Source organism: Hymenobacter nivis, from assembly GCF_003149515.1.
In the GTDB taxonomy this organism is placed as follows: Bacteria; Bacteroidota; Bacteroidia; order Cytophagales; family Hymenobacteraceae; genus Hymenobacter; species Hymenobacter nivis.
The window spans coordinates 1,789,041-1,801,355 of the sequence record NZ_CP029145.1; the positions used below are offsets into that span (position 1 = coordinate 1,789,041).

Below are 12,315 nucleotides of genomic sequence, written 5' to 3' on the forward strand. Positions count from 1 at the left end.
ACCTTAAAAATTCAGCGGTGGGTGTTTCTCGTCGAAGTCGGTGGCGTCCTGGTAGGCCTTGGCTAGGGCCAGCAGCTTGGCCTCGCCGTAAAGCTGCCCGGTGAAGGTGATAGTGGCGGGCAAGCCGTTGGGGCGCATGCCATTGGGCACTACCACGGCCGGGTGGCCGGTAAGATTGGTGATGACCAGGCTGGGGCTGTTGAACGAGGGGCCCACGTAGGCGTCGAGGCCCAGCAGGTGCTTGTCCACGTCTTCTATCAGCACGCGGCGGGCGCGCTGGGCCTGGAGGTACTCCACGGCCGGCACGAAGCGGGCGGCCCGGAACGTGGTGGGCCAGGCGTTGCGGCCTTGGTTCACCAGCAGCGCGTCGCGGCCCGAGCGGGTGAGGTCGTCGAACGCCGCCGCGCCCTCGGCGCTGAGCACGAAGGCCAGCTCACCGGCGGGCAGGTTGTGCAGGTCGAGCGGCACCAGCTCGACGCCCAGCTTGCGCAGCGCGTCGAGCGTGGCCTTATCGGTACCCTGCGAAGGGTACGGCGATTCAAAATCGGCCTTGAGGTAGCCCACGCGCATTTTTTTCACATCGGTATCGAAGGCGCAGCGGAAATCGGCGGCGGCGCGTGGGCGCAGCAGCGTGGCCACGTCGCGCGGGTCTTCGCCCTGAATGGCCCGGAATACCAGCGCGCAATCCTCGGCCGAACGGGCCAGGGGCCCTACTTTATCCATGCTCCAACTCAGGGCCATAGCGCCGGCGCGGCTCACCTGCCCGAAGGTGGGGCGCAGGCCGGTAGTGCCGCAGGCCGTGCTAGGGCTCACGATGGAGCCCAGCGTTTCGGTGCCCAGCGCAAAGGGTACGAGCCCCGCAGCCACGGCCGAGGCCGAGCCCGCCGACGAGCCGCTGGAACCCTGCTTAAGGTCCCACGGCGAGCGGGTTTGGCCGCCAAACCACACGTCGCCCATCGCCAGCTCGCCCAGCGTAAACTTGGCCACCAGCACGGCCCCGGCGTCGCGCAGGCGCGTCACCACGGCGGCGTCCTCGTCCAGCAGTTGGTCTTTGTAAGGCACCGAGCCCCAGGTGGTTTTATAGGTTTTAGTACTGAATAAATCCTTCACGCCGAAGGGTACGCCGTGCAGGGGGCCCCGGTAGCGGCCGGCCTTGATTTCAGCGTCGGCGGCGCGGGCCTGCTGCATGGCCAGCTCCTCGGTGAGGGTGATAACGCACAGCAGTTGCGGCGAATATTTGCGCAGCCGCGCCAGGAAAAACTCCGTCAGCTCTACCGACGATACCTGCTTGGTGCGCAGCAGCTCGCCCAGTTGCCGCACGGTGTAAAAGGCCAGATCGTCGCGGTTAGCGGGCAGCTTTACTTTGCCGATGGGCGCCATCCGGTCGGGGCCCGGCTTGCCGGCGGGCGCGGCCAGGCGCAGGCGCAGCGGCACGGGGTCGAACACGAGCGCGGGGGCCACGGCGTTGGGCAGGTTGATTTTGCGCAGCGCGTCGTAGCTGCTGCGGTTGCGCCCGATGGCGCCCTTGGCCGAGTCAAGCTGGGCATCGGTGAAGTGCAGGCCCAGCAGTTCCTGGGCGGCGCGCAGCAGCGGCACGGTCACGGGTTCGGCGGCGGTAGGGCGGGCCACCAGGGCCCCGGCGCCAAAGCCAGCGGCGCCCAGCAGTAAGGCAGGCAGTAGTTTTTTCAGCATATGAAATCAATGGCAAGTGCTACGGGCAAAGCTAGGATAGTTTGCCCGTAGCGCGCCCTGTTGCACAGAGTTTAGTTACGCTGACCTTTGGTTGCAGGTCTGCGCGGCTGAACGGTCGCCAAACGATTACCGGCAGGACGACGCGAGAGCTGCGGGTGTGCAGAGTCCGCGCTACATTCCCGGGGCCCTGAACAAGCCGGCGTACAAGCCCACCAGCACTTTTTCCTCGCGCTCCCAGCTCAGGTGCGGGGCGGCGCGGCGGCAGTTGGCGGCCAGCTGCTGGGCGCGGGCGGCGTCGCCGCCGGGCAGCAGGCGGTTGAGGGCCGCGGCCAGGGCTCCGGGGTCGAGATCGGCCACGAGGTCGGCCACGTCGTAGGTATCGTTCAGGGCCCGGTACTCGGGGAAGTCGATGAGCACCTGCGGAATGCCGGCGTGCACGTAGTCGAAGAACTTGTTGGCCAACGAGTAGTAATAGCTAAGGCCACGGTTTTCGAGCAGCATCACCCCCACCGCCGCCTGGGCCGTGACGGCCCGCAGCGCGTCGGGCCGCACGTAGCCCCGAAACTCCACCTGCCCCGAGGCCAGCAGCCCTAGGCCCGCCGCCCGGGCCCGCAGCGCGGCCGAGCAGTCGCCCTCGCCGCACAGCACCAGGCGGCCGCACACCTGCGGCATGGCGTCGAGCAGGGCTTCCAGGCCGCGGCCCACGTTCAGTACGCCCTGATAGAGGACGTAGCCGCCGCCCCCCCCGGGCGCCGCTGCCGCCGCCGCTGCAACTGGGGGCCCCGGGCGGCTGGCGTTGCGCACCACGGCAAACGGCCGGCCGTGGCGCGCCTCAAACACCCGCGCCAGGGCCGGGCCCACGGTGTAGGCCAGCCGGGCGCGGGGCACCACGAAGCCCTCCACCCAGCGCCAGGTGCGCTGCACGGCGGGCCGGCCCACCACTTCGGGCGTTTCGGTGAACAGCTCGTGAGCGTCGTACACCAGCGGCTGGCCGCCCAGGCGAGCGCGCAGCCACATGGGCAGGGCCGTGTCAAGGTCGACGGCGCACCAGGCATCGGCGCGCCGGCGCAGCAGGTGCAGCAGCAGGCGCAGGTTGTATTCGAGATAGAACAGCTTACCCGTTTGGAACCAGCCGCGCAGGCGGTGCTGGCGGTAGCTTTGGGCCGGCAGGGCCCCCGAGGCGGGCCGCGCCCATCCTACCAATTCTACCTGGTAGCCAGCCGCTTGCAGGCTACCACAGATGCGCTGCATGCGCTGGTCGTGCACTAAATCAGTGGTGGCGGCGAAGAGCAGCCGGGGCCCGGCGGGAGGCCGCCGCGGCGGCAACTGATTTTTTCCCGGCGGCATCATGTTTTTGGTGGTAATTTGGCCAAACTTACGTCTGCGTGGGCTGTGCCACGCGGGACCCTGTTTTTATTCGTTCGTGTTTATGTCGCCTTCCCACACGGTTCCGCCGCCCACGCCCGTCGTTCCCCCGTTGCCCGCGCTATTCGATCAATTGGGGCAATCGTATGTACTGGCCGACCGGCAGGGGCTGGTGGTGGACGTGAACGCGACGTTCCTGGCTCTCACCGGCTACGAGCGGGCGCAGGTGCTGGGGCGCTCGTTTTACCGCCTGTTTGTGCCGCCCAGCGAACGCGCCGCCCGCGAGCAGGCCCACCAGGACTTCGTGCAGCGCGAACGCCTCGACAACGGCCTGGAGTGCGCCGTGCTGACACGCGCCGGCTACGTGCGCCTGCTGCGCTGGCAGGGTGGTTTTGCCCGCGACGCCAGCGGCCAGATAACGGGCCTGTGGCTGGCGGGCCAGGAAATTGCCGACCGCAGCGCCTCCCCGATCGCGCTGGCCGGCCACGACGGCTCGCACTTACAGGAGTTTCTTGACAACGCCCAGGACCTGGTGATGCACCTGAGCGCCGATAACAACCTGCTCTTCGTGAACAAGGCCTGGAAGGAAAAGCTCGGCTACACCGACGCCGACCTGGCCCACCACTCCCTCACCGACGTAGTGCACCCCTACTACAAGGCCAAGCTGCTCTACCAGCTGCGCAACCTGTACGAGGGCGAGCCGGTGAACAAAATCGAAACGGTATTCCTCACCAGCACCGGCAAGCCGGTGCACCTCATCGGCAGCCTAAGCGCCGTGCGCGAACCCGGCCAGCCGGTGAGCGGCCACGCCATCCTGCACGACATCACCGACCGCATCAAGGCCGAGCGCCTGCAAAAGGTGTACTACAGCATCGCCAACCTGGCCATCAGCGCCAAGAATTTGGCCGCCCTCTACGGGGCCATCCACCGCGAGCTGAGCAAGATCATCGAAACCAGCAACCTGTTCATTGCCCTCTGCGACGACGCCCGCACCGAGCTGCAGTTTGCTTATTACGTCGACCAGCACCCCCAGCCCCGGGCCCACGCCCCGCGGCCGTTCTCGTCGGGCATCTCGGAATACGTCATCCGCGGCGGACAGCCGCGCTACATCACCCGCGCCGAAATGCAGCAGCTAGTGCAGGACGGCACCATCACGTCCTTCGGGCTGATGCCAGAGGTGATGCTGGCCTCGCCCCTGAGCGTGGGCGAGCGCATCATCGGGGTGCTGGTCGTTCAGGACTACCACCGCCCCGACGCTTACGCGCCCGGCGACCTGGACGTGCTCCACTTCATCTCGAACCAGGTGGCGCTGGCCATCGAGCGCAAGCGCAACGAGGAGCAGATCCAGCGCCAGAACGCGCGCCTGAACGCCATTTTTGAGAGCGGCTCGCACCTGATGTGGACCGTGGACGGGCGCGGCCGCCTGGCCTCGTTCAACCGCAACTACGGGGCCTACTTCCTGCGCCGCAACGGGGCCCCGGCCACCCGCGGCCTCGACCTGCGCGTGGCCGACCTGGCCCGCATGGACGACGAGCCCCGCTCGATCTTTACGCAATACTACCAGCTGGCCGAAACCGGGCAGCCCCAGCGCTTTGAGGTGCGCCTGCGCGACCTGCGCGGCCGCGACCTCTGGATTGAGGTGCACCTGAACCCGATTTACCTCGGCGACGGCTCGTTTGAGGAGATTTCGGCCATCGCCCACGACATCACCGAGCAGAAGCGGGCCCAGTTGGCTCTGGAGGCCCAGGAAGAGAAGTTTCGCTCCATTTTCGAGTCGTTTCAGGACGTGTACTACCGCACCGACGAGGCGGGCTTACTCACCATCGTCAGCCCCTCGGTGTACGACGTGCTGGGCTACGAGCCCCACGAGGTGCTGGGCCGCCCGGTGCAGGATTTCTACTACGAAGCCACTACCACCGACCGCCTGGCCAGCTTGGTGGAGCACACCGGCGGCCTGCGCAACTTCGAAACTGCCATGCGCCACCGCGCCGGCCACCCCGTAAGCGTGCTCATCAACGCCCGCCGGGCTGTGCAGGGGGCCCCCGGCAGCGAGGGCATTGCCCGCGACGTGACGGAGCTGCACCAGATGCAGGACGACCTGCGCCTGGCCAAAAACACGGCCGAGGCCGCCCTGGAGGCCAAAACGCAGTTCCTGGCCAACATGAGCCACGAATTGCGCACGCCCATGAACGGCATCATCGGCATGATTGACCTGCTGAACCAGACGGTGAACACCGACGAGCAGCGCGAGTACGTGGATACGCTGCGCAAGAGCAGCGACGCGCTGCTCACCATCCTCAACGACATCCTCGACCTGAGCAAGATCCAGGCCGGCAAGATGCGCTTGCAGGAAGGGGCCCTGGAGCTGAAGGCCGTGCTGGAGCGTATCCGCTCGCTGTTTCTGTACCGGGCCGAGCAGAAGCGCCTCGTCTTCACCTACCACATCACGCCCCACACGCCGCGCTTCATCGTGACGGACGAGGTGCGGCTGCTGCAAATCCTCTCCAACCTGGTGGCCAACGCCCTCAAGTTTACCAACGAGGGCACGGTGAGCGTGGTGGTGTCGTCGGTGGCTACCGACGGTGACTACCACACCGTACGCTTCGCAGTGCAGGACTCGGGCATCGGCATTTCGTCCGACGACGCTTCGCGGCTCTTCACCAACTTCACCCAGCTCGACACCACCTCCAGCAAAACCTACGGCGGCACGGGGCTGGGGCTAGCCATCAGCCGCCAGCTGTCCGAGCTGCTGGGCGGTGAGATCGGCGTATTCTCCGACACCGGCCAGGGCAGCGTGTTCTGGTTCACCATCCGCTGCCGCCAGGCCCAGTTCGAAGACCTGCCCGTGCTGCTGCCCGCCGCCGAGGGCCCCGTGCAGGCGTTCCTCACCCCGCCCCACATCCTACTCGTCGACGACAACCCCATCAACCAGAAAGTGGGCCAGCGCCTGCTGCACAAGCTGGGCTGCGTGGTGGACGTGGCCATCGACGGCCCCGACGCCATTGCCCGGGCTACGGCGCTGGGGGCCAACTACGACCTGATTTTCATGGACATCCAGATGCCCGACATGGACGGCATTACGGCCACCCGCGAGATCCGGGCACGCCTGGGCACCGGCTGCCCGCCTGTGGTGGCCATGACGGCCTACTCGATGCAGGAAGACGCCAGCCGCTTCATGCGCCAGGGCATGGACGACTACGTGGGCAAGCCCGTGAAAACCCAGCGCCTGCACGAGGTGCTGCACCGCTGGGTGCGGCCCCGCCCCGCCCGCCGCACCCGTGCCGTCGCCGAGCCCCCCGGGCCCCTGGCCCTGCTGGCCGCCCCGGCCCCTACGGTGGCCCCCGAAGCCGTAGCAGAGCCCGCTGCCGGGCCTGTACCCGCCGCGCCGGTGGCCGCGCCCGTGGTGGCTGCGCCGGCCGCCAGCTTGGAACCGGTGCTCGACGTGGCCGTGCTGCAACAGCTACAGGAGCTGGGCGGCCCCGAGTTTGCGGCCGACCTGTACCGCGAGTTTGAGGAGGAGGCCGGGCAGCTGCTGGCCGAGGCCGCCCCGCTAGCCAAAACTGCCAACGAAACCAACGGCACGGCGCTGCTCTCGCCCCTGCACCAGCTCAAGGGCACGGCCGCCACTGTGGGCGCGGTGGCCCTCGCGGCGCAGGCCCGGGTGCTCGAAATCCAACTCAAGGCGAACCCCGCCGCCGATGTAAAAGATAATTTTCTCGTGTTGCAGCATTACTTTGTAGCGTTTACGGAAGCTTACGCGTCGGCACTGGCCCTGCCCGCCGACGCTGCTTCCGGCTAACGCCGCCTTGGTTTTTGTTTTTCACTCTCTTTGCCCCGCCTGCCATGCCCCCCGAAACCAGCACGAAAACTGTGCTCATCGCCGAAGACAGCTCCGTCATTCTCAACCTGACCCGCAAAATATTAGAGCTACAAAAATACAAAATTGTGCTGGCCCGCAACGGCGGCGAAGTAATTAAGCAACTGGAAGCCAACCCGGTAGACTGCGTGTTGATGGACATTAACATCCCCGTGATGGACGGCATGGAGTGCACCCGCGTCATCCGCCGCCACCCCGACCCGGCCATCAACCAACTGCCGGTCATCGCCATTACCGGCAACGCCAACAACTACTCCATGGAGCAGTTCCGCGAAGCCGGCGTAACCGACTACTTGCCCAAGCCGCTGGATTTCGACGCCCTGGTACGCGTGGTGAAACAGTACGTGAGCTAGTATTTTATAGTATGAATTTTAAATTATAAATTATAAATAAACGAATACCTTGCCTGCGTTCTCATCTAGGCGAAATGCAACTACCCGTTTATTTATAATTTATTAATTTGAAACCAACAATTGTGAACGGTGGGCCCCTGGCGCCACGAGGACAGGGGCCCACCGTTTGCCGAGCCCGAGCCCCCAATTCACCGCACCGTGACGATTACTTTTCTTGGCACCGGCACCTCGTCGGGCGTACCCATTATTGGGTGCACGTGCCCCGTGTGCCGCTCGCTCGACCACCGCGACCAGCGCCTGCGCACGGCCGTGCACGTGGCCGTGGACGGCCGCAGCCTGGTGGTGGACACGGGCCCCGATTTCCGGCAGCAGATGCTGCGCGCCCGCATTACGCAGCTCGACGCGCTGCTCTTCACCCACGAGCACAAGGACCACACCGCGGGCCTCGACGACGTCCGCGCCTTCAACTTCCGCCAGCAGCATGAAATCCCCATTTTTGGCGAGCCCCGCGTGTTGGAGCAGCTGAAAAAGGAGTTTGCCTACGTGTTTGCTGAGCACAAGTACCCCGGCGTGCCTCAGGTCAGCCTGCACCCCATTATGGCCGACGACGCGCCGTTTGACGTGCACGGCGTGGCGGTGCAGCCTTTGCGGGCCCGCCACCACAAGCTGCCCGTGCTGGGCTTCCGCATCGGCGGCTTCTGCTACCTCACCGACGCCAACCACCTGCCCGCCGAAACCAGGGCCCTGATGCAGGGCGCCGACGTCATTGTGCTGAACGCGCTGCGGCGCGAGCAGCACGTGTCGCACTTCACCCTGGCCGAGGCCGTGGCCATTCTGGAAGAACTGCGGCCCCGGCGCGCCTATCTCACCCACATCAGCCACCAGCTGGGCCGCCACTTGGCCGTCGAAGCCGAGCTGCCCGACTGGATTCGGCTGGCGTACGACGGGCTAAAAGTGGAGGTATAGCAACCGTGAGATTTTACCCGTTTTTTAGTGAGCAGTTTCTTTCACCGCTAACTCCGGCCGAAGTGCTGCGCTGTGTGCAGAACAGCACACTTACCACGCCGAACGATAGCTGGCGCGACACTTTTGAAGTAAATCCTGCCCAGCCTTTTCAAGGCGTAATGGGCGCTGATTCGTTTCTAATCGAACGTATACTATTTTACGTATTCGCCACGCGCAGCCTCCACCAATCAGAGGTCATGTGGAGGCAGCTGTAAGTAGTCAAGGAAACACAATATTTGGCGGTGGTCCAAAGCAGGATGATACCGGACCTTTAGTTTGTTAATTAAGTCAGCTTAAAAACACGTCAGGAAAGCTGGAAAGACGAATATTCAGACATCATAAATTGAGTGAAATACCGAAATCATCTCGCTTTGGACCACCGCCCAATATTTTTAGAGTATCGTCCGCAACCGGTGGCTTCCGTGGTAGTCGCTGGTGCATTGATACTGGCCACGATTATGGCCGGCCTGGGCATCGCTAAAGAATGGCTGAGTACCGGCACAAACAGCTTATTGTACCTGTTTTACTTTATACCGCCAACCGTTGCCTGGTTTTCTCTGTTAATAAAGCTCAAAGAGGAAGCTAATAAATCGCGGCCGTTTCTGACAGAGTTATTGAGGCTGGAGCCAAGGTAGCTTCGGCTACGTAGCTTCACGGCCTCCTCAGCGCACCGTGCACACCAACTATTACTTCCTGCGCCAGTTGGCCCCGGCCCTCACTGCCCAGCTGCGGGGCTACCGGGTAGCCAGCTGTTTTTCGCAGGAAAAGGACGAGCTGGTGATTGGGCTGACGGATGGCGGGCGCGAGTTTTGGCTGAAGGCGCAGCTCGGGGCCACGTTCCCGGCCCTGGCCCTGCCCGAAACCTTCCAGCGCGCCCGCACCAACTCCGTCGATTTGTTCCCCGAGCTACTGGGCGAGCAGGTGGAAACCGTGGCCGCCTGGCCCCAGGACCGGGTGCTGCAAGTGAACTTCCGCAGCGGGGCCCGGCTGGTGTTCAAGCTCTACGGCCCGCGGCCGAACGCCATTTTCCGCCTCACCCCCGACGCCCCGGCCCAACTGTTTCAGCAGCGCCTTCTGGCCGATGCGGACCTGCACCCACTGCCCACGCCGGGGGCCCCGGCAACGGCAGTTGTCAGCCCCGCCCCTGGGGCCCCAACTGCGGCAGATACCCGCCCCGCCCCGCCGAGCCCGGCTAACAGCGGCCCACCTGCGCCGTCCCCAAAATCCGACCAATCCGCTGAATCCGATAAATCTGTGGTTCAGACAAAGGCGAAGCTGCCGCCCGCACTGGCCGACCTGCCGGCCCGCTATCTGCGCGCCCACGGCTACGATGGGGCCCCGGCCGAAACCCGGCCGCGTCTGGTGAACCAAGTGCTGGCGCAACTCGAAACCCCGGCCTACTACTACCTCATCCGCCTCGACGGCCGCACGCGGCTGAGCCTGCTGCCGCTGGGCGAAATCCTGGAGACGCTGCCCGGCACCGACCCCGTGGGGGCCCTGCGGCGCTTCGTGCCCATGGCGCTGTCCCGCCGGGCCCTCGAAACCGAAACCAAGCAGGTGCGCCAGGCCCTCACGCGCCGCGCCGACGAGGCCACCACCGGCGCCGCCCACGCCCGCCAGCGTCTGCACGCCCTGGCCCACGAGGCCGGCTACCGCCACGCCGCCGACCTCATCATGGCGCACTTACACGAGATTCCAACGGGCGCGGCCGAGGTGGAGCTACTGGATTATTACACCAACCAGCCACGCCTCATCAAGCTCAAAACCGGCGAAAAGCCCCAGCGCACCGCCGAAAACCTCTACCGCAAGGCCAAAAACCAGCAGATTGAGGAACGCCAGCTCAGCCAGCGCATCGAGCGGCGCGAAACGGAGGCCTTCGGGGCCTTGGAGCGGCTGGAGGAGCTGGACACCCAGCCCGCGCTGGCCGAACTGCGCGCCTTCCGCACCTGGCGTAAGCAGCACGGCCTGGAGCCCGCCGCGGCCGCCGGCAAGGGCCCCACGGAGCTGCCGTTCAAGGTATTCGAAGACCGGGGCTTTACTATTCTGGTGGGCCGCAACGCGGCTAATAACGACCTGCTGACCCAGAAATACGCCCACAAGGACGACTACTGGCTGCACGCCAAGGATGTGAGCGGCTCGCACGTGGTGGTGCGCCACCGCGCCGGCCAGCCCGTGCCCGCGCCGGTACTGGAGCACGCCGCCCAACTGGCCGCCTGGTACTCGCGCCGCCAAAACGATTCGCTGTGCCCGGTCACCGTTACGCCCAAAAAGTTCGTGCGCAAGCCCAAGGGGGCCCGGCCCGGGCAAGTTATTGTGGAGCGCGAGCAGGTGCTGCTGGTGGTGCCCGCCAACCCCTTCGAGGCCCAGGAGCGGTAGCTAGGGGCCCTAGCGGCCGTAAAAAAAGCCCGCTTTGCAGCGGGCTTTTTTTGTTCAGTGCGCGCGGGGAGATTCGAACTCCCACACCCGAAGGCACCACCCCCTCAAGATGGCGTGTCTACCAGTTTCACCACGTGCGCAAACTTGGGGCACTGAACCGGACAACTTCGGCCGAAACCGGCTCCGCTGAGGCGGCGAAGCGGGTGCAAAGATAGGGTGGCGGGCCGGCCCCCGCAACGATGAACGGCTTTTTTTGCTTGTACCAGAGCCTCGCTTCACCTTTTGCGAGGCAAAAACTCCCCGTCTTCACGCCTTTTCACGCTCATTTTCTGCTGCATGGCTGCCAACTTGCCCCCTGCCAAACCCAGTTCTTTTTTTGGCCGCCTGGCCGAAAGCATCACCCGCTTCTCGGGTTCGACGGCGGCTTTTATCGGCTCAGTGGGCGTGGTGGCGCTGTGGGCAGCCACGGGGCCCTGTTCAAGTACTCCGAAACCCGGCACTGGTCATCAACACGGGCACCACCATCGTCACGTTTTTGATGGTATTCCTCATCCAGCGGGCCCAGAATAAGGATTCGCTGGTGTTGCACTCAAGCTCAACTAGCTAATTGCGGCCACCCAGGGCGCCAGCAACCGCACGATCAATGCCCAGGATTTATCGGAAGAGGAAATTAGGGTGCTGCACCAGTTTTATTACCTGCTGGCCGGAAGAGCCAAGCAGGGCACCGACCTCGGCCAAACCCACTCGGTGGAGGGGGCTGATGAGAACCACGAGGGAAGACTGGCTGCTCTGCGCGACGGCAAATAAAAAGGCGGCCCCCCGTACCGAGGGCCGCCTTTCTACGAATTGTGCGCAGCCTAGCGGGCGTGCACCAAAGGCGTGTCCACAAGGTGCTCGGACACGAACCATACTTGCAGTTCGTTGGTGCGCATCACGTTGCTCACGGCCAAGTCGTTAGTGCCATCGTCGCCCGAATCATCGGCTTTCTTGGCGATTTCGTGACACTCCTGGAGGATGATCTGGTGAGCTTCCAGCAAGCGCGAAATCTGCACCGGGGCCTCTTCACGGTCGCGCGGGGGGCGCGGGATAAGGGTATTTTCAGCCACATCGTGCGCCATAGCAATGGCTACACCACCCAGGATTTGGATACGCTCGGCGATGGTATCCACCAGCTTTGATTGCTTCTCGAAGTGCTTGTCGAACAACAAGTGCAGCTGGTAAAAAGTGGGGCCCGTTACCTGCCAGTGGCTTTTCTTGTACAGGTCGCGCAGCGTCATGGTATCGGCCAGCAGCTGGTTCAGCATCCGCACGCTTTCAAGGCGCACGTTGTCGGCCAGGCCGATGGGCAGGCGCTGGCTCACAGTGCCGAACTTCTGGGTGACGGCCGGGGCGTTGATTTGCTGGTTGAGGATGGGCTGAACGTTGATGTTTTTGTTCGGGCCTTTGGCAATGGCCACCGAGGTAGTCACGTCTTTGGCGGCTTTTTTAGGAGCAGCGAGTTTAGTTTTGGCAGGAGCGGCCATAGAACAAGAGATTAAGAAGATTTTTTAGGAAAGCAGGCCACTAGAACAGCCTGCTTCCCATACGTAAGTACAGAGTCTGGGTTAAGGCCGCGGGTATATTTGTGTAGTTTCTGGCCCTGCATTT

9 protein-coding genes and 1 tRNA gene are annotated in these 12,315 nt (G+C 64.3%); 6 read left to right on the plus strand and 4 right to left on the minus strand.

Annotation, left to right across the window (positions count from 1 at the left end):
• Window positions 1-3: 3 nt before the first annotated feature.
• Both DDQ68_RS07805 and DDQ68_RS07810 read right to left on the minus strand, forming a co-directional pair.
• On the minus strand, window positions 4-1,692 hold the full coding sequence (locus tag DDQ68_RS07805; RefSeq protein WP_109655795.1) for an amidase: 1,689 nt from the start codon (window positions 1,690-1,692) through the stop codon (window positions 4-6).
• A gap of 171 nt (window positions 1,693-1,863) precedes the next feature.
• Window positions 1,864-3,042, minus strand: a complete 1,179-nt coding sequence (locus tag DDQ68_RS07810) for a glycosyltransferase (RefSeq protein ID WP_109655796.1) — start codon at window positions 3,040-3,042, stop codon at window positions 1,864-1,866.
• A 79-nt stretch (window positions 3,043-3,121) separates the two neighbouring features.
• Between DDQ68_RS07810 and DDQ68_RS07815 the strand changes: the two genes are divergently transcribed.
• From DDQ68_RS07815 to DDQ68_RS07835, 4 genes are all read left to right on the plus strand, one after another.
• Window positions 3,122-6,856, plus strand: coding sequence for a PAS domain S-box protein (locus DDQ68_RS07815; RefSeq protein WP_245897371.1), 3,735 nt, complete (start codon window positions 3,122-3,124; stop codon window positions 6,854-6,856).
• A gap of 44 nt (window positions 6,857-6,900) precedes the next feature.
• On the plus strand, window positions 6,901-7,287 hold the full coding sequence (locus DDQ68_RS07820) for a response regulator (protein WP_070741117.1): 387 nt from the start codon (window positions 6,901-6,903) through the stop codon (window positions 7,285-7,287).
• Window positions 7,288-7,485: 198 nt separating this feature from the next.
• Window positions 7,486-8,253, plus strand: a complete 768-nt coding sequence (locus tag DDQ68_RS07825) for an MBL fold metallo-hydrolase (protein WP_109658361.1) — start codon at window positions 7,486-7,488, stop codon at window positions 8,251-8,253.
• Window positions 8,254-8,964: 711 nt separating this feature from the next.
• Window positions 8,965-10,668: an NFACT RNA binding domain-containing protein gene (locus DDQ68_RS07835; RefSeq protein WP_109655799.1), complete on the plus strand. Its 1,704-nt coding sequence runs from the start codon at window positions 8,965-8,967 to the stop codon at window positions 10,666-10,668.
• A gap of 58 nt (window positions 10,669-10,726) precedes the next feature.
• Here DDQ68_RS07835 and DDQ68_RS07840 read toward each other — a convergent pair.
• A tRNA-Leu gene (locus DDQ68_RS07840) sits at window positions 10,727-10,808 on the minus strand.
• Window positions 10,809-11,206: 398 nt separating this feature from the next.
• On the opposite strand from DDQ68_RS07840, the gene DDQ68_RS23770 reads away from it, so the two are divergent.
• Both DDQ68_RS23770 and DDQ68_RS24250 read left to right on the plus strand, forming a co-directional pair.
• The gene (locus DDQ68_RS23770) at window positions 11,207-11,275 is read left to right on the plus strand and encodes a low affinity iron permease family protein (protein WP_245897430.1); all 69 of its coding nucleotides are present in this window, start codon (window positions 11,207-11,209) and stop codon (window positions 11,273-11,275) included.
• A gap of 32 nt (window positions 11,276-11,307) precedes the next feature.
• Window positions 11,308-11,475 (plus strand): hypothetical protein, encoded by a 168-nt coding sequence (locus tag DDQ68_RS24250; protein WP_342767449.1) that lies wholly within the window; start codon window positions 11,308-11,310, stop codon window positions 11,473-11,475.
• A 50-nt stretch (window positions 11,476-11,525) separates the two neighbouring features.
• On the opposite strand, the gene DDQ68_RS07850 is transcribed toward DDQ68_RS24250, so the two are convergent.
• The gene (locus tag DDQ68_RS07850; protein ID WP_109655800.1) at window positions 11,526-12,191 is read right to left on the minus strand and encodes a Dps family protein; all 666 of its coding nucleotides are present in this window, start codon (window positions 12,189-12,191) and stop codon (window positions 11,526-11,528) included.
• Between the last annotated feature and the right edge of the window lie 124 nt (window positions 12,192-12,315).